The sequence below is a fragment of the Blastococcus xanthinilyticus genome, from assembly GCF_008124835.1.
Taxonomy (GTDB): domain Bacteria; phylum Actinomycetota; class Actinomycetes; order Mycobacteriales; family Geodermatophilaceae; genus Blastococcus; species Blastococcus xanthinilyticus.
On sequence record NZ_VNHW01000016.1, the window covers coordinates 20,464 to 37,381 of the forward strand.

The 16,918-nt window shown below is 73.4% G+C and carries 17 protein-coding genes; 8 read left to right on the forward strand and 9 right to left on the reverse strand.

The annotated features are described in order from the left end of the window. Position 1: 1 nt before the first annotated feature. Genes paaA through paaE form a run of 5 tightly spaced genes read left to right on the forward strand, consistent with a single transcriptional unit; the run spans position 2 to position 3,849 of the window. On the forward strand, positions 2–976 hold the full coding sequence (gene paaA, locus BD833_RS19425) for a 1,2-phenylacetyl-CoA epoxidase subunit PaaA (protein WP_166534808.1): 975 nt from the start codon (positions 2–4) through the stop codon (positions 974–976). Then, positions 973–1,338 carry a 1,2-phenylacetyl-CoA epoxidase subunit PaaB gene (gene paaB, locus BD833_RS19430; protein WP_166534809.1) on the forward strand — a complete coding sequence of 122 codons (366 nt, stop codon included), beginning with the start codon at positions 973–975 and terminating at the stop codon, positions 1,336–1,338. Before paaA ends, paaB begins: the two co-directional genes overlap by 4 nt. An 11-nt stretch (positions 1,339–1,349) precedes the next feature. Continuing rightward, entirely contained in the window at positions 1,350–2,261 is a 912-nt protein-coding gene (gene paaC, locus BD833_RS19435; RefSeq protein WP_166534810.1) for a 1,2-phenylacetyl-CoA epoxidase subunit PaaC, read from the forward strand. A 35-nt stretch (positions 2,262–2,296) separates the two neighbouring features. Continuing rightward, on the forward strand, positions 2,297–2,773 hold the full coding sequence (paaD, locus tag BD833_RS19440) for a 1,2-phenylacetyl-CoA epoxidase subunit PaaD (RefSeq protein WP_243737816.1): 477 nt from the start codon (positions 2,297–2,299) through the stop codon (positions 2,771–2,773). Continuing rightward, positions 2,773–3,849, forward strand: coding sequence for a 1,2-phenylacetyl-CoA epoxidase subunit PaaE (gene paaE / locus BD833_RS19445; RefSeq protein WP_166534812.1), 1,077 nt, complete (start codon positions 2,773–2,775; stop codon positions 3,847–3,849). The genes paaD and paaE overlap by 1 nt, the downstream gene beginning before the upstream one ends. Positions 3,850–3,858: 9 nt before the next feature. Here the strand turns inward: paaE and BD833_RS19450 are convergent, their stop codons facing one another. Further along, entirely contained in the window at positions 3,859–4,974 is a 1,116-nt protein-coding gene (locus BD833_RS19450; protein WP_243737817.1) for a sensor histidine kinase, read from the reverse strand. Next, the gene (locus BD833_RS19455) at positions 4,971–5,648 is read right to left on the reverse strand and encodes a response regulator transcription factor (RefSeq protein WP_166534813.1); all 678 of its coding nucleotides are present in this window, start codon (positions 5,646–5,648) and stop codon (positions 4,971–4,973) included. The genes BD833_RS19450 and BD833_RS19455 overlap by 4 nt, the downstream gene beginning before the upstream one ends. A gap of 174 nt (positions 5,649–5,822) precedes the next feature. Here BD833_RS19455 and BD833_RS19460 point away from each other — a divergent pair, with 174 nt between their 5' ends. Beyond that, positions 5,823–6,383: a M15 family metallopeptidase gene (locus tag BD833_RS19460; protein WP_208092775.1), complete on the forward strand. Its 561-nt coding sequence runs from the start codon at positions 5,823–5,825 to the stop codon at positions 6,381–6,383. Continuing rightward, a complete protein-coding gene (locus BD833_RS19465) occupies positions 6,380–7,084 on the forward strand; it encodes a LytR C-terminal domain-containing protein (RefSeq protein WP_243737818.1) in 705 nt (234 codons plus the stop codon). The genes BD833_RS19460 and BD833_RS19465 overlap by 4 nt, the downstream gene beginning before the upstream one ends. A gap of 132 nt (positions 7,085–7,216) precedes the next feature. Here the strand turns inward: BD833_RS19465 and BD833_RS19470 are convergent, their stop codons facing one another. The 4 genes from BD833_RS19470 to BD833_RS22790 all read right to left on the reverse strand — a co-directional run bounded on the left by BD833_RS19470 (position 7,217) and on the right by BD833_RS22790 (position 12,393). Beyond that, positions 7,217–10,099 carry a vitamin B12-dependent ribonucleotide reductase gene (locus BD833_RS19470; RefSeq protein WP_166534815.1) on the reverse strand — a complete coding sequence of 961 codons (2,883 nt, stop codon included), beginning with the start codon at positions 10,097–10,099 and terminating at the stop codon, positions 7,217–7,219. Between the two features lie 144 nt (positions 10,100–10,243). Continuing rightward, positions 10,244–10,798: a transcriptional regulator NrdR gene (gene nrdR, locus BD833_RS19475; protein ID WP_166534816.1), complete on the reverse strand. Its 555-nt coding sequence runs from the start codon at positions 10,796–10,798 to the stop codon at positions 10,244–10,246. 450 nt (positions 10,799–11,248) lie between these two features. Next, entirely contained in the window at positions 11,249–12,016 is a 768-nt protein-coding gene (locus BD833_RS19480) for a hypothetical protein (protein WP_166534817.1), read from the reverse strand. Positions 12,017–12,144: 128 nt separating this feature from the next. Beyond that, on the reverse strand, positions 12,145–12,393 hold the full coding sequence (locus BD833_RS22790) for a LysM peptidoglycan-binding domain-containing protein (protein ID WP_208092776.1): 249 nt from the start codon (positions 12,391–12,393) through the stop codon (positions 12,145–12,147). A 465-nt stretch (positions 12,394–12,858) separates the two neighbouring features. Between BD833_RS22790 and lexA the strand changes: the two genes are divergently transcribed. Next, a complete protein-coding gene (gene lexA / locus BD833_RS19490) occupies positions 12,859–13,626 on the forward strand; it encodes a transcriptional repressor LexA (RefSeq protein WP_166534819.1) in 768 nt (255 codons plus the stop codon). A gap of 3 nt (positions 13,627–13,629) precedes the next feature. Here lexA and BD833_RS19495 read toward each other — a convergent pair whose 3' ends face one another. Genes BD833_RS19495 through hflX form a run of 3 tightly spaced genes read right to left on the reverse strand, consistent with a single transcriptional unit; the run spans position 13,630 to position 16,899 of the window. Next, positions 13,630–14,682, reverse strand: coding sequence for an NHL repeat-containing protein (locus BD833_RS19495; protein WP_243737819.1), 1,053 nt, complete (start codon positions 14,680–14,682; stop codon positions 13,630–13,632). After that, positions 14,654–15,376: a phosphatase PAP2 family protein gene (locus BD833_RS19500; protein ID WP_243737820.1), complete on the reverse strand. Its 723-nt coding sequence runs from the start codon at positions 15,374–15,376 to the stop codon at positions 14,654–14,656. Before BD833_RS19500 ends, BD833_RS19495 begins: the two co-directional genes overlap by 29 nt. A 59-nt stretch (positions 15,377–15,435) precedes the next feature. Beyond that, on the reverse strand, positions 15,436–16,899 hold the full coding sequence (gene hflX / locus BD833_RS19505; protein ID WP_208092777.1) for a GTPase HflX: 1,464 nt from the start codon (positions 16,897–16,899) through the stop codon (positions 15,436–15,438). Positions 16,900–16,918: the final 19 nt, after the last annotated feature.

The following is a 16,918-nucleotide window of genomic DNA, read 5'->3' on the forward strand; positions in this document are numbered from 1 at the left end:
GATGTCCGCGCCAGCCCTGGACCGCCGCGCGACCGGCGGGCCCGACGAGACCGCGCTGCAGCGGCAGTTCGACGCCACGATCGCCGCGGGCCACCGCATCGAGCCCCGGGACTGGATGCCCGAGGGGTACCGGAAGACGCTGGTGCGCCAGATCGCCCAGCACGCGCACTCGGAGATCATCGGTATGCAGCCCGAGGGCGACTGGCTGCTCGCCGCCCCCAGCCTGCGGCGCAAGGCGATCCTGCTGGCGAAGGTGCAGGACGAGGCCGGGCACGGGATGTACCTCTACGCCGCCGCCGAGACCCTCGGCGCCGACCGCGCCGACCTCACCGACAAGCTGATCGAGCGCCGGCAGAAGTACAGCTCGATCTTCAACTACCCCACGCTCACGTTCGCCGACGTCGGCGTCATCGGCTGGCTGGTCGACGGCGCCGCGATCTGCAACCAGGTGCCGCTGTGCCGCTCCTCCTACGGGCCCTACGCGCGGGCGATGATCCGGGTCTGCAAGGAGGAGTCGTTCCACCAGCGGCAGGGCTACGAGCTGCTGATGACGATGATGGGCGGCACGGACGCGCAGCGGGCGATGGTGCAGGACGCCGTCGACCGGTGGTGGTGGCCCTCGCTGATGATGTTCGGCCCGCCCGACGCGGACAGCCCCAACTCGGCGCAGTCGATGGCGTGGGGCATCAAGCGGCACAGCAACGACGAGCTGCGGCAGCGCTTCGTCGACATGTCCGTGCCGCAGGCAGAGGTGCTCGGGGTGACGCTGCCCGACCCGGACCTCACCTGGGACGCCGACGCCGGCCACTGGCGGTTCGGCGCGATCGACTGGTCGGAGTTCAAGCAGGTGCTCGCCGGCGACGGTCCGTGCAACGACGAGCGGATCGCCCGCCGCCGGGCGGCGCGGGACGACAACGCGTGGGTCGTGGCGGCGGCCACCGCCTACGCCGCGAAGCACGCCGGGGACGCCGCATGAGCGAGGTGACCGCCGAGGGCGGTCACGGCGCCGTCCCGACCGGACCGGAGGTGCCGGTCGCGCCGGAGCGCGCCGTCAGCCGGCGCGACTGGCCGCTGTACGAGGTGTTCGTCCGCGGCAAGCGCGGGCTCAACCACGTGCACGTCGGCTCGCTGCACGCCCCGGACGACGAGATGGCGGTGCACGCGGCCCGCGACGTCTACACCCGGCGCAACGAGGGCGTGAGCATCTGGGTGGTCAGGGCCGCCGACATCACCGCCTCGAGCCCCGACGAGAAGGACCCGCTGTTCGCGCCCAGCGGCGACAAGGTCTACCGCCACCCCACGTTCTACGAGATCCCCGAGAACGTCCCCCACATGTGAGCGGAGCGAACGTGGCACACGAGGAGACCGTGTACGACGCGCTGGACTCCGCCCACGGGGGCGAGGGGCAGTGGGCGTTCGGCACCGGGTTCGACGATCCGCTGGCCGGCGTCGACACCACCGTGCCCGACGGGGTGGACCCGGCCGACCTGGGCGCCTACTGCCTGATGCTCGGGGACGACGCCCTGGTGCTGGCCCAGCGGCTCACCCAGTGGGTCACCGCCGCACCCGAGCTCGAGGAGGAGGTGGCCGTCGGCAACATCGCCCTGGACCTGCTCGGCCAGGCCCGGCTGCTGCTGGCCCGCGCCGGCTCGGCCGGCGTGCTCGGCCGCTCCCGGGAGCGGGCGAGCGCGACGATCCCCGACGAGGACGCCCTCGCCTACTTCCGGGACGCCGACGAGTTCCGCAGCACCGGCCTGGTGGCGGCGCCGAACGGGGACTTCGCGCGGACGCTGGTCCGGCTGCTGGTCGCAGCCACGGTCCGGCTGGCGGTGTTCGCCCGGCTCCGGGAGTCGCGGGACCCGGTGCTCGCCGCCGTCGCGGCCAAGGGCGTGCACGAGCTGGCCTACCACCGCGACCACGCTGCCCGGTGGGTGCTGCGCCTGGGCGACGGGACGCCGGAGTCGCACCGGCGGGCGCAGGCCGGCGTCGACGCGGTCTGGCCGCTGCTCGCCGACGTCTTCTCCCCCACCGACGTCGAGTCGCGGCTGGCCGTCGCCGGGGTCGCCGTCGACCCGGCGACGGTCCGGGACGAGGTGGTCGGCGTGCTGACGCAGGTGCTCGACCGGGCCACGCTGCGGGTGCCCGGATGGCCGGCCGACGCACCGCCCCGGGGCCGGGCCGGCGCGCACGGCCCCGAGCTGGCCGAGCTGCTCGGCACCCTGCAGGGCCTGGCCCGGCAGCACCCGGCGGCCACGTGGTGAGGGCCCCGCGGTCCCCGGAGCGCGACCCCGGCGCGGTGGCCCGCACGGTCACCGATCCCGAGCTCCCCCAGCTGACCCTCGCCGACCTCGGCGTCCTCCGCGACGTACGGGTCGAGGGCGACGGCACGGTGGTCGTGGAGATCACGCCGACCTACTCCGGCTGCCCCGCGATGGGCGTCATGCGGGCCGACCTGGTGCACGCCCTGCACCGCGCGGGCTTCGCACAGGTCGACGTCCGCACCGTGCTCTCCCCCGCCTGGAGCACCGACTGGATCAGCGAGGAGGGGCGCCGCAAGCTCGCCATGGGGGGCATCGCGCCGCCGGGTGCGGCGCCCGCGCGCGCCGCGGGACCGGTGCCGCTGCAGCTGGGCCCCGCCCGCCGCACCGCCGCCTGCCCGCTGTGCGGCTCGCCGGACACCGAGGAGCTGAGCGAGTTCAGCTCGACGGCCTGCAAGGCGCTGCGCCGGTGCCGGAGCTGCCGCGAGCCGTTCGAGCACGTGAAGGAGATCTGATGAGCGCACCGACGCGGCGCCGTCCGCGGTTCCACGCCCTCCGGGTCGCCGGTGTCGAGCGGCTCACCGACGACGCGGTCGCGGTCACCTTCGACGTCCCACCCGACCTCGCCGAGGAGTTCGCCTTCCGGCCCGGGCAGGCGCTGACCCTCCGGCGGGTCGACGGCGACCGCGACGAGCGCCGCTCCTACTCCATCTGCGCCCCGGTCGGCGCGGCTCCCCGGGTCGGGGTGCGCGAAGTGCCCGGCGGGTTCTTCTCCTCCTACCTGGTGCACGAGGTGCGGCCCGGTGACGAGATCGAGGTGCTGCCGCCGTCGGGCACCTTCACCGCCGACCTCTCCGTGCCCGCCGACCACGTGTTCGTCGTCGCGGGCTCCGGCATCACGCCGGCGCTCTCGCTGGCGGCCAGCGTGCTGCGCGACGGCGTCTCGACGGTCACCGTCCTCTACGGCAACCGGCGCACCAACACGGTCATGTTCGCCGACGAGCTGGCCGACCTGAAGGACCGCTACCCCACCCGCCTGCAGCTGGTCCACGTGCTCTCCCGCGAGCCGCGCGACGCCGAGCTGACCAGCGGCCGGCTCGACCGCGACCGGCTGTCCGCCCTGCTCACCGCGTTCGTGGACCCGGAGCGGGTCGACCACTGGTGGCTGTGCGGACCGCACGCGATGGTCGGCGACGCCCGCGACCTGCTGGCCGAGCTCGGGGTACCGGCCGGGAAGGTGCACCAGGAGCTGTTCTACGTCGACGACGTGCCGCCCGAGCCGGTCCGCGGGGACGAGGCGACGGTGACCGGCCCGAGCAGCCAGGTGACCGTCGTCCTCGACGGGCGGGCGACCACCATGGCGCTCCCCCGCGACGTGCCGGTGCTCGACGCCGCCCAGCAGGTGCGCGGCGACCTGCCGTTCGCCTGCAAGGGCGGGGTGTGCGGCACCTGCCGCGCGCGCGTGACCGACGGGGAGGTGCAGATGCGGCGGAACTACGCGCTGGAGGCCGAGGAGGTCGCTGCCGGCTACGTGCTCACCTGCCAGTCGCTGCCGCTCACCGGCACCGTGACGGTGGACTTCGACGCCTGACCGCGCGCCTCAGCCGTGCGCCGGGAGGCGCACCGTGACGCGGAGCCCGCCGTCGGGGCGGGGGTCGAGCGCGAGCTCCCCGTCGTGCGCCCGGACGACGCTGTCGACGATGGCGAGGCCGAGCCCGACGCCCGCGTGGGAGCTGCGGACGCGCTGGGTGCCACGCTGGAACGGCTCGGTGAGGGTCGACACCAGCTGCGGGGGAAGCTCCGGCCCGGTGTTCTCGACGGCCAGGACGACCGAGCCGGACCGCACGGCGGTGCCGAGCCACACGGTGCCGCCCTCGGGGACGTTGTGGACGACGGCGTTGTGCAGCAGGTTCGTGGCCATCTGCAGCAGGAGCGCACGCGAACCGACGGTGGGGGCGACCTCTCCGGCGGTCTCGATCGTGACGCCGTGCCGCTCCGCCAGCGGGAGGAGCGTCTCGGCGGCCTCCTCCACGAGCAGGGACAGGTCGACGTGCTCGCGGGGGAAGGAGCGCTGGTCGGTGCGGCTGAGCAGGAGCAGTGCCTCGGTGAGGTCGATGGCCCGGGTGTTCACCGCGTGCAGGCGGTCGACGAGCTCGCCGTTGTCGCGGTCGGGATCGTTGCGGGCGACGTCGAGCAGGGTCTGGGTGATCGCCAGCGGGGTGCGCAGTTCGTGCGAGGCGTTGGCCGCGAACCGCTGCTGCTCGGCGAGGTGCGCCTCGAGCCGCGCGAGCATGCCGTCGAACGCGTCGGCGAGCTCGCGGAACTCGTCGCTGCGGCCGGGCAGCCGGATCCGGTGCGACAGCGATCCGGTCGCGGCCAGGCGCGTGGCGTCGGTGATCCGGGAGAGCGGGGCGAGCATCCGGCCGGCGAGGAGCCAGCCGCCCAGCAGCCCGAACACCAGCAGGAACACCGAGGCCGCGGCGGCCCGCGGAGCGAAGGCGCGCAGCAGGTCCGACCGGTTGGGGATGAAGGGCGCGGGGCGGCCCCCGGGGGTCCCGGGGCTGAAGAGCACGGTGTCGGGCACGTACCGCAGCAGGAACACCCACACGACCGCGAGCAGGAGCGCACCGGCCAGCATGAGGAAACCGGCGTAGCTCAGGGTGAGCTTGAGCCGGACGCTCAGCCCCGGGGCCCTGCCCGCCGTCGGCCCGGTCACGCCCCGGCATCCGGCGCTGCGTCGATGCGGTATCCGACGCCGGGCACCGTGGCGATCAGCCAGGGCTCGCCGAGCCGTTTGCGCAGGCCCGAGACCGTGATGCGGACGGCGTTGGTGAACGGGTCGGCGTTCTCGTCCCACGCTCGTTCCAGCAGCTCCTCGGCGCTGACGACACCGCCCTCGGCGGCGACGAGGACCTCCAGCACGGCGAACTGCTTCCTGGTCAGCGCCACGTACCGGCCGTCGCGGAAGACCTCGCGGCGGAACGGGTCCAGCCGCAGGCCGGCGATCTCCCGCACCGGCGGCCTGCTGTGCGCCCGGCGGCGGTCGAGCGCCCTGAGCCGGAGCACGAGCTCGCGGAGCTCGAACGGCTTGGTGAGGTAGTCGTCGGCGCCCAGCTGGAAGCCGGAGGCCTTGTCGTCGAGCCGGTCGGCCGCCGTGAGCATCAGGATCGGCATGCCGCTGCCGGAGCTGACGATGCTCTCGGCGACCTCGTCCCCGGAGGGCCCCGGGATGTCCCGGTCGAGGACGGCGATGTCGTAGGCGTTGATGCTCAGCAGTTCCAGTGCGGTGTCGCCGTCGCCGGCGATGTCGGCCGCGATCGCCGCCAGGCGCAGCCCGTCGCGGATGGCCTCTGCCATGTAGGGCTCGTCCTCGACGACCAGCACGCGCATGGACTGGATGCTACGAACCCGCCCCTATCGTCGGCGTACCGAAAACCGCATACGAGCTGACATCACGTGCCTGCCTTGGCTGGCAGCATGAGTCGAACCGCACCTGCCCGAACGCGGACCCATCGGCTCCTGCGGCTCGCGGTCGCCGGGATGGTCCTGGCCACCGCCGTGACCGTGGGAACCGTGGTCCACCGGTCGGCGTCGTCAGGACCGCCCTCCCTGGGCGCGGCCCTCGGTGGTGACCACATCGGGATGCCCACCGGGTCCGACGGCGCCGTGACCGTGGACGACGGCGCCCTTCCCGGAGGCGTCACCGTGTTCGACGACCGGTACCCGGGTGTCGCCAATCTCGATCCCGACCTGCTGCAGGCGCTGCGCGCGGCGGCGGCGGCGGATGCCGCGGACGACGGCGTCGCGTTCACCGTCAACAGCGGCTGGCGGTCCCGGGAGCACCAGGACCAGCTCCTCCGCGAGGCCGTCTCCGAGTACGGGTCCGAAGCCGAAGCCGCCCGCTGGGTCGCCACCGCGGACACGTCCGCCCACGTGTCCGGGGACGCCGTCGACATCGGCCCCGTCGAGGCGAGGGCGTGGCTGTCGGAGCACGGGGCCGGGTACGGGCTGTGCCAGACCTACCGCAACGAGCCGTGGCACTACGAGCTGCACCCCGAGGCCGTGGACCGTGGCTGCCCGGCCATGTACGCCGACCCCACGCAGGACCCGAGGATGCAGCCGTGACCGGCGCGACCGGGCCCCGGGCGTCCGGCGAGCCGGGCCCGGTGGCCGTCGTCGCCGGCGGGCTCTCCTACGAGCGGCCGGTCCCCGGCCGCCGTCCCGGACCGTCTGCGGTGCGGGTGTCCACGCGGACCGGGGCGCCGCTGCCCGGCCGGGTGGGCTCCGCACCGGTCCGGCGGGATCGGTGGCCCGGGCGCCGCCCGGTCCTGCCGTCACTGCTCCTGCTGGTCCTGGCGATCGCGGCGGTCGCGGTCTGGTGGCACGTCTTCGCCGCGGAGCGGGCGGCCGAGCGCGATGCCGCGTGCGCGGCCACCGCGACCGCTCCGGTGGACCTGGACCCGACCTCGGTGGCCGTCCGGGTCTTCAACGCCACCGAGACCGTGGGGCTGGCCCGGCGGGTGTCCGCCGAGCTGGGCGCGCGGGGTTTCGACGTCCAGGAGACGGCCGACGACCCGCTGGACCGGGTGGTCGAGGGGGTCGGGGAGATCCGGCACGGCGCCTGGGGGCGGGGCGTCGCCGCCTTCGTGGCCGCACACGTGCCCGGCGTGACGACGTACGAGGACACCCGCGCCGACGCACGGGTCGATGTGGTCCTCGGCCCTGGGTTCACCGAGCTGGCCACTCCCGACGAGGCCGCCGCCACCCTGTCCGCCGCCGGCGCGGCGGCCGCCTGTGCGTCCGGCGCGGCGGCCGGGAGCAGCTGAGCACCGGTACGGGACCCCACGGTCGGCGGTGTCACGGCAGCCGGCCGGCCCCTCCCTGCCCGGCAACGCGACGGCGCCCCGGCCCCACCACGAGGTGGGACCGGGGCGCCGGTCGACGGGGCTGGCTGGTGATCAGCTGCAGCCGCTGGTGGAGCCGCAGCCCTCGCAGACGTAGCAGCTACCGGCCGGCCGCATCTTCGTGCCGCAGGTCATGCACAGCGGCGCGTCGGTGGCGGTCCCGGTGACCAGCTCGAGCAGCTCGGCCGAGGAGTGCGCCTCCTTGACCGACTTCGGGCCCTCCGGGGTGACCTGCTCCTTGGCCGGGGCGGTCTCGATCGGCGCGGAGCCGCGCAGCTGCTCCAGGTCGACCTCCTCCTCCTCGACGACCGAGCTGGTCGACGCGGAGGTGCCGTAGCCGGCGACCTGCGCCGCCCGCTCCTCGGCGGTGAAGATGCCGAGCCCGGCCCGCTTCTCGACCGGCAGGTGGTCCAGCGCCAGGCGGCGGAAGATGTAGTCCATCACCGACTGGGCGATCCGGATGTCCGGGTCGTCGGTCATGCCGGCCGGCTCGAACCGCATGTTGGTGAACTTCTGGATGTAGGTCTCCAGCGGCACACCGTGCTGCAGCGCGATCGACAGCGAGATCGAGAAGGCGTCCATCACACCGGCGAGGGTCGAGCCCTGCTTGCCGAGCTTCAGGAAGACCTCACCGAGGCTGCCGTCCTCGTACATCCCCGCGGTCATGTAGCCCTCGGCGCCGGCGACGCTGAAGGACGTGGTGACGCTGGTCCGCTTCTTCGGCAGGCGCTTGCGCACCGGGTGCGAGAGCGCGGTCGGGGCGGTCGCCTCGACCTTGACCTCGTCCTTGGTGCCGTCGTTCTTGCCCTTGCCGCCGGAGAGCGGCTGGCCGACCTTGCAGTTGTCGCGGTAGATCGCCAGCGCCTTGAGGCCGAGCTTCCAGCCCTCGAAGTAGATCTTCTCGACGTCCTCGATGGTCGCCGACTCGGGCATGTTGACGGTCTTGCTGATCGCGCCCGAGATGAAGGGCTGCACCGCGGCCATCATGCGGACGTGGCCCATCGGGGAGATGGCCCGCTCACCCATGGCGCAGTCGAACACCTCGTAGTGCTCCGGGCGCAGGGTCGGGGCGTCGACCACGTGGCCGTGCTCGGCGATGTACTCGACGATCGCCTCGATCTGCTCCTCCTGGTAGCCCAGGCTGCGCAGCGCCCGCGGCACCGTCTGGTTGACGATCTGCATGGAGCCGCCGCCGACCAGCTTCTTGAACTTGACCAGCGAGAAGTCCGGCTCGATGCCGGTCGTGTCGCAGTCCATCATGAAGCCGATGGTGCCGGTGGGGGCGAGCACCGAGGCCTGGGCGTTGCGCCAGCCGTTCTCGGTGCCGATCTCCAGGCACTCCTGCCACTGCGCGGTCGCGGCCTTGAGCACGTCGGCGTCGTCGGCACCCACCGGGCGGATCGCGTCGTTCGCAGCGGAGTGCTTGCGCATCACCCGGGCGTGCGCGTCGGCGTTGCGGGCGAAGCCCTCGTAGGCGCCGACGATGCCGGCGAGCTCGGCCGAGCGGCGGTAGGCGGTGCCGGTCATCAGCGAGGTGATCGCCGCGGCCAGGCTCTGGCCACCGCGGGAGTCGTACGCGTGGCCGGTCGCCATGAGCAGCGCGCCCAGGTTGGCGTAGCCGATGCCCAGCTGGCGGTAGGCCCGGGTGGTCTCCCCGATCGGCTCGGTCGGGAAGTCGGCGAAGCAGATGGAGATGTCCATCGCGGTGATGACCAGCTCGACGGCCTTCACGAAGTTCTTGCTGTCGAACGTGCCGTCGTCCTTGAGGAACTTCATGAGGTTCAGCGACGCCAGGTTGCACGAGCTGTTGTCCAGGCTCATGTACTCCGAGCAGGGGTTGGACGCGTTGATCCGGCCCGTCTCGGGGTTGGTGTGCCAGTCGTTGATCGTGTCGTCGTACTGGATGCCCGGGTCGGCGCACTCCCACGCCGCCTGGGTGACCTTGCGGAACAGCGTCTTGGCGTCGACGGTCTCGATGACCGAGCCGTCGAGCCGGGCGCGCAGCCCGAACTCGTCGCCCTCGTCGACCGCGCGCATGAACTCGTCGGAGACGCGGACGGAGTTGTTGGCGTTCTGGTACTGGACGCTGGTGATGTCCTTGCCGCCGAGGTCCATGTCGTACCCGGCGTCGCGCAGCGCGCGGATCTTGTTCTCCTCGCGCGCCTTCGTCTCGACGAACTCCTCGATGTCGGGGTGGTCGATGTCGAGGACGACCATCTTCGCCGCGCGCCGGGTGGCGCCGCCGGACTTGATGGTGCCCGCGGAGGCGTCGGCCCCGCGCATGAAGCTGACCGGGCCGGAGGCGGTGCCACCGGAGGAGAGCAGCTCCTTGGAGGAACGGATGCGGGAGAGGTTCAGGCCGGCACCGGAGCCGCCCTTGAAGATCAGGCCCTCCTCGCGGTACCAGTTGAGGATCGAGTCCATCTCGTCGTCGACGGCGAGGATGAAGCAGGCGCTGACCTGCTGCGGGGCGCTGGTGCCGACGTTGAACCAGACGGGGCTGTTGAAGCTGAAGTACTGGTGCAGCAGCATCCAGGTGAGCTCGTGCTCGAAGATCGCGGCGTCGCCCTCGCCGGCGAAGTAGCCGTGCTCGCGGCCGGCCTCGGTGTAGGTGAGCACCACGCGGTCGATGAGCTGGCGCAGGCTGGTCTCCCGCTGGGGGGTGCCGACGGCGCCGCGGAAGTACTTCGTGGTGACGATGTTGGTGGCGTTGATGCTCCACTCCGCCGGGAACTCCACGCCGCGCTGCTCGAAGTTGATCGAGCCGTCGCGCCAGTTGGTCATCACGACGTCACGGCGCTCCCAGGTCACCTCGTCGTAGGGGTGCACACCGGCGGTGGTGAAGACGCGCTTGATCTTCAGGCCCTTGCCCCGGCTGGGCGCCTTGGCGGTGCGGCGGGTGCGGGCGCCGGCCATGCGGTCGTCGGTCTCGGTCATGGTGTGGAGCTCTCCCTGGTCGTGTGTCGCATGGTGCTTCGCGGGGCTGCGCGGTGGTGCTGCGCGTGGGCGGATCGGGGGCTGGGGAAGAGCCGCGATCGGTAACTGCTCGAACTGCTGTCTATCGGTCGGCACTGACAGTTCTCAGGTGCCGGCGGCGGCGGGGTCGGGGCTCGGCTGACCCCTCCCCCCGCTCCGCCGGCGGACCGGAGGATCGGGCTGCATGCCCGGCAGCGGGGGCGTTCCGCCGGCGAGGTGGCGGGCGCGCAGCTCGGTGATCTCCTTCTCGAAGTCCTCGAGGGAGGTGAAGGCCCGGTACACGCTGGCGAAGCGCAGGTAGGCCACCTCGTCCAGCTCGCGCAGCGGGCGCAGGATGGCCAGGCCCACCTCGTGGCTGGGCACCTCGGCCGCGCCGCTGGCGCGGATCGCGTCCTCCACCTGCTGGGCCAGGAGCTTGAGCTGGTCCTCGTCGACCGGCCGGCCCTGGCAGGCCCGCCGGACACCGGCGACGACCTTGGTCCGGTTGAACGGCTCGCTGACGCCGTTGCGCTTGACGACGGCGAGCACCGCCTCCTCGACGGTGGTGAAGCGCCGCCCGCACGCGGGGCAGGACCGCCGACGCCGGGTGGTGGCGCCCTCGTCGGCCTCGCGCGAGTCGATGACCCGGCTGTCGGCGTTGTGGCAGAACGGGCACCGCACGGTGGGTTCACCTCCTCCTGGACCGATCGCCACCGACCGCCTTGTGGACCTTCCTGGGGACATCCGGTGGATGCCCCGGGGAGAACCTGAGGACGGGCCTGTGGACGGGCTTACAGCTCTGTAACTACTAGATGTAGGGGAACCCTAGGACGGGCTCCACAAGATGTGCAAGTGATCGTTTCCTCGGCGTGTTCCACCCCGACCCGTCCGTGTGCACGCGGAACACCGGACCCCTCCCGTCACACGACACGCCGCACCGACCCGCCGGGATGTCGCGGAGACCACATCGACGAGGCGGCGGGAGGGCAGGCCGAGAGCCACCGCCGGGCGGCGACGGTCGGCGGGTGACGGCGCGCGGCGACGGCGCCGGCACACGGTCGTGTGCCGGCGCCGCGGCGCGGTGCGATCGGCCAGGAGGGGCGAGCGGGGAGGGGCGAGGGATGGCGGCGTTCAGGGGCGGGAGAGCGAGCCGTCCACCCGGGGACGGCGGGACTGCGGGATCTGGTCGCTCAGGCGCATGGGCCGGGTGAGCAGGTCACCCTCCAGCCCGGCCGGGGCGCTCCACCCACGCGGAGCGGACGGCTCGCTGCTGAGCGGTCCGCGGGCCGTCGGGACCGACCGGACGACGGTCGCCGGGGGCTCCTCGCGCGACACGACCGCCGCTGCGGCGGCGGGCTCGGCGACGACCGGGATCAGTCCGGTGTCCGCGGCGCGGTGCCGGCCGGCCGCGGCGTCGACCGGCGAGGCCGGGGCGCGGTGCCGCCCGGGCGCCTGCGTCGGCCTGGGCGCGGCCGCCACGGCCTGGCCCGCCGACTCCTCGGGGGCGCGACGGCGGCCGCCGGGACGAGCAGCCCCGGCCTGAGCGACGTGGTCGCGCACGAGCGGAAGGCTGGCGGTCGCCTCGACGTCCGGCCCCGGAACGCCACGATGCGGAGCAGCCTGCACGGCGGCCCACGTGCGCGTCTCCTCCACGGCAGCGGTCACCGGAGCAGCCGCGGCAACCGGGGGGCGCTCCGGCAGCCGCAGGGCCGCCAGGTCGGTCCAGCCGGTCTCCTCCACGCCGGCCGCGACGACGCGGACCCACACCTGGCAGACGCCGGCTTCGTCATGGCGCCAGCCGAGCAGCTCTCCGGCCCGCCAGACCCCGGCCCGGAAGACCTCGACGCGCTGGGGGTGGCTGGTGAACACGGCTGCTCGGTTCTCCATGACGCTGGACACACGACGACCGTATGCGTCGGCGCCGCACGCAGTGTGAACGAGCAGGCACTGAGGGTTGACGAAGTCGGCAGGCGAGCTTGTGCACCTCTTGCGATACTCGGTCGATCCGTAGCCCGCCGCGCGTCGCGTCACGGCAGTCGCAGCACCTGGCCCGGCTCGATCGACGCGTCGCCCAGGCCGTTGAGCAGCTGGATCTCGTCGATGACCTGGCGCACGTCCCGCGCTCCGGCCACGTCGCTCGCGATGGACCACAGCGTGTCCCCGGGTTCCACGACCGTGCTCGCCGTGCCCATCAGCTGCAGCCCCCCGTCGCCGCCGCCCAGCGCCGCGTCGGCGAGCGCCAGCACCCCGAGGGCGAGCAGGAGCAGCAGGACCACGACGAGACGACGACCGCGAGCGGTCAGGCGCAGCGGCGCCCTGCCGCCTGCCGGCGCACGGGGGTCGGGCGCGGCGACGGCACGCACCCGGACCGGACCTGCTGGCTCGTCGCGCCGAGGCCGCTGCTCGGAGTAGGCACGCGGCACGGGCGGCAGGACCCGCAGGTGCCGCTCGCGCGCCGGATGCACGTCACCGGCACCCGGCGTCCGGACTCCCCCGCTCGTCAGCGCAACACCACTGGTCATCGCTACCCACCTCTCACCGGTCGGTGCCCACCGACCCGAACGCATGTTCGATTCGAACGTCTGTCCGATGTCTACCGCACGCCACCGACAGAAGCGACGCGACACGGAAAACTTCGAACACGTGTTTGAACTGACCGGCGATCGGCGCTACCGTTCCTCCGACGACCAGGGCTGGGACATCGCGCGAGGACATCGCACGAGCAGCCGCGAGGAGGAGACGTGACGGACTCGAGCGGGACGTCCGGGGGCCGACGCCGGGCCGCGGGCACCACCACGGACACGGCCGACGGCTCGGCCTCCGTGCGCACCTTCCCCGATCGCACCGCCGACGGGGACGGGTTGACGCAGCGGCAGCGCCGGGTGCTCGAGGTCATCCACGACTCCATCGAGCGCCGCGGCTACCCACCCTCGGTGCGGGAGATCGGCGAGGCGGTCGGGCTCTCCTCCGCCTCCTCCGTGGCGCACCAATTGTCGGTGCTGCAGAAGAAGGGCTGGCTGCGCCGCGACCCCAACCGGCCCCGGGCGCTCGACGTGCGCCTGCCGGGCGACACCGGGCGGACCGTGGCCCCGGTCGCCGATCTACCCGTGCTGGGCGACGGAGAGCAGGTCCCCGCCCCCGCCTACGTGCCTCTCGTCGGCCGGATCGCCGCCGGTGGTCCGGTGCTCGCGGAGCAGGCGGTGGAGGACGTCTTCCCGCTCCCCCGCGAGCTGGTCGGCGAGGGCACGGTCTTCATGCTCAAGGTCGCAGGTGACTCGATGGTGGAGGCCGCCATCTGCGACGGCGACTGGGTGGTCGTCCGCCAGCAGCCCACCGCCGAGAACGGCGAGATCGTGGCCGCCATGATCGACGGGGAGGCGACGGTCAAGACCTACAAGCGCCGCGACGGGCACGTGTGGCTGATGCCGCACAACCCGGCGTACGACCCCATCCCGGGTGACGAGGCGACGATCCTCGGGCGCGTCGTCTCGGTGTTGCGCCGGGTCTGACGGTCAGGGCCGGCGGCGCAGCCGGCTGCCCAGCCAGACCACGACGGTCGCCACCGCGGCGGCGATGAGGGCTGCCGTGATGGGCGAGCGGTCCGACCGCGCCAGGTCGGCGAAGCTGGGCAGCGGCGGGCCCGAGGGCTCGGCGGCCGCCACCGCGGGGACGGCCGCGGCAGGCAGCGGCACCACCGTGACCGCGCTGGGCAGCCCCTCGCTGGCCACGAGGAGCGCCTTCCCGTCGGCGGCGAAGCTGATCGCCTCGCCCTGTGGCGACTCCGGCAGGGGGATGTGCACGGGGTCCCCGCCCAGCGCGCCGGCGACGTCCGACCCGGCCAGGGGCCACACGTAGGCATCGGTGTAGGTGCGCAACGCGAGCGCGCTGCCGTCCGCGGCGACCGCACCGCCGGTGACCATGAGCTGACCGGCCCGACCGACCGGGCCCCCCGGAGTGCCGGTGAGCGTCAGGTTCACGGCGGCCACCCGCTCCAGGGCCACGGTCCCGCCGTCGACCAGGGGGCCGGCGGGCCGGTAGACCCCGCTGGCGCCGAGGACCTCCTTGGTGACCACGTACGGCGTCCCGTCCGGCGCCATCAGCAGCGCCTCCGCGTCGTGCGGGCCGTCGGGGTAGGTCAGCCGGTACAGGGACGGAACACCTCCCGGCCGCAGCACGTGCAGCGCGACCGTCGCGCGGTCGGCGCCGTTGTCCCCCGTGTCGGCGATCCACACGGTGCCGTCCGGACCGACGGCCAGGTCCTCCGGGTCGTAGGGGTCCACCGGCGCGGTCTGCACGTCGATCACCGTGCAGTCGCCGTCGAGCCCGAGCACGGTGACCTGCTCGCCGCCGTCGTTCAGCGCGAGCATCTGGTCGCCGACGACGACCAGGCCGGAGAGCTCGGCCAGCCGCGGGTCGGTGATCGAGCAGCGGACGGTCGGTGCCGGCTCCTCCGCGGCCGCATGCGGCAGAGCGGGGGCGAGGACGAGCCCCGCGGTCAGCGCCGTCGCCAGAGGCAGCCGGCGCGCACAGGCGCGGCTATACGAGGGGGCGGCCGGCGGGGGCACGTACCCAGCGTGACAGAACGACCGCGTCCAGTGCATGAACCACGCCCAACAGGACGATGCCGACGGCCGCACCGACGACCGCGTCGGTGACCCAGTGGAAGTCCAGCGACACCATCGCCACCCCGGTCACCAGCGGACCGGCCACGCTGAGCCACCAGAACGCGCGCTGTGCCGCGGGGGGCAGCCCGTACTCGACGGCCTGCCAGCGGGCCACGCCCCACATCAGCACCGCGTTGGCGACGTGCCCGGAGGGGAACGAGGCGCCGTCGGCGTGGAAGAAGTAGGAACCGGGGAAAGCCGGCGCGGTGCGCCCGATGCCGTGCTTGATGGCGTAGACACCGGCGGTGAGCACGGCGACCGCGAGGACCACCCGCGCCAGGGGCAGCCAGGCGCCGCGCTGCCAGAGCAGGTAGCCGACCAGGCCGGCGAGCACCGCCAGGATCGTGACCCGGCCACCGACCTGGGTGAGCAGCCAGACCACCGGATAGGCCGGTGACTCCTGCAGGCCCCAGTCGCTGACGATCTCGGAGACCCGCAGGTCCATCCGCTCCAGCCGGCCGCGGGCGAGCAGGTCGGCGGTCATCAGGCCGCCGACCAGCACCGCCACGACGAGGAGCCACCACGGGGGGCGGCCGACGGAGACGACGGGCGGGGAACCGGCTCGACCGGCTTCCCGCACCGCACCTCTCGTCACCCCGTCACCGTACCGGCCCGTGACCGAACCGTGATCGGACCGGCGCGGTCCGGACCCGGTCAGGCGACCGGGACCGCGAACTCCTCGAGCGCCGCGGCGAGCCCGCCGTCCACCCGCGCGGAGAGCCGGGTGCCACCGCCCTCGTGCTCTTCGCTGAGCACCTCACCGTCCCGGTGCACGCGGGCGACGAGGTCACCGCGCTCGTAGGGCACGAGCACCTCGACGTCGACGTCCGGGTGCGGCAACCGCTCCGCGATGAGGGCGCGGAGCTGGTCCATGCCGTGTCCGGTCCGGGCCGACACCCACACCGCGCCCGGAAGCGCCTGGCGGAGGGCGAGGATGTCCTCCTCGCCCATCGCGTCGACCTTGTTCACCACGATGACCTCGGGCACCGCCGAGGCGTCGATCTCCTGCAGGACGATGTGCACGGCGTTGATCTGGCCCAGCGGGTCGGGGTCGGAGCCGTCGACCACGTGCAGCAGCAGGTCGGCCGCGGCGACCTCCTCCAGCGTCGAGCGGAAGGCGTCCACCAGCTGGTGCGGCAGGTGCCGCACGAAGCCCACCGTGTCGGTGAGCGTGAACTCGCGTCCGTCCGGCCCCTGCGCCCGGCGCACGGTCGGGTCGAGGGTGGCGAACAGCGCGTTCTCCACCAGCACCCCGGCGCCGGTGAGCTGGTTGAGGAGGCTGGACTTGCCGGCGTTGGTGTACCCGGCGATGGCCACGCTCGGCGTCGCGTTCCGGTCACGGCTGGACCGCTGGGTGGCGCGCGCGGTCGCCATGCCGGCGATCTCGCGGCGGAGCTTGCTCACCCGTGCCCGGATGCGCCGACGGTCGGTCTCGATCTTCGTCTCACCGGGACCACGGGTACCGATGCCGCCACCACCGGCGACGCGGCCACCGGCCTGCCGGGACAGCGACTCACCCCAGCCGCGCAGCCGGGGCAGCATGTACTGCATCTGCGCGAGCTCGACCTGCGCCTTGCCCTCCCGGCTGGTCGCGTGCTGGGCGAAGATGTCGAGGATCAGCGCCGTCCGGTCGACGACCTTGACCTTCAGCACCTTCTCCAACTGGTTGAGCTGGCCCGGGGTGAGCTCACCGTCGCAGATGACGGTGTCGGCGCCGGTCGCGGCGACGATGTCGCGGATCTCGGCGGCCTTGCCCGAGCCCACGTAGGTGGCGGCGTCGGGCTTGTCCCGCCGCTGGCTGACCGCCTCCAGCACCTCGGAACCGGCGGTCTCGGCGAGGGCGGCGAGCTCGGCGAGCGAGCGGTCGGCATCGACCTGGGTGCCCTCGGTCCAGATCCCGACGAGGACGACCCGCTCGAGCCGCAGCTGCCGGTACTCGACCTCGGTGACGTCGGCGAGCTCGGTGGAGAGCCCGGCCACCCGGCGCAGGGCGCCGCGGGCCTCGAGGGCGTAGGAGCCCGTGGTGTGGTCTTCCTCGTCCCGCTGCCCGACGGGCGCGGGGCGGGGCTCGTTTCCGGTCTGCTCGTCGAACGGCAGGGCGTCGGGGGCGGTCGTCATCGTGTCCAGCGTGGCACGG

Coding starts and splice junctions, on each gene's coding strand:
- paaB (WP_166534809.1), top strand. CDS start 973: ATGAGCGAGGTGACCGCCGAGGGCGGTCACGGCGCCGTCCCGACCGGA.
- BD833_RS19455 (WP_166534813.1), bottom strand. CDS start 5,648: ATGCGCGTGCTGGTCGTCGAGGACGAGCCCTACATGGCAGAGGCCATC.
- paaA (WP_166534808.1), top strand. CDS start 2: ATGTCCGCGCCAGCCCTGGACCGCCGCGCGACCGGCGGGCCCGACGAG.
- paaE (WP_166534812.1), top strand. CDS start 2,773: ATGAGCGCACCGACGCGGCGCCGTCCGCGGTTCCACGCCCTCCGGGTC.
- BD833_RS19470 (WP_166534815.1), bottom strand. CDS start 10,099: ATGACCGAGACCGACGACCGCATGGCCGGCGCCCGCACCCGCCGCACC.
- hflX (WP_208092777.1), bottom strand. CDS start 16,899: ATGACGACCGCCCCCGACGCCCTGCCGTTCGACGAGCAGACCGGAAAC.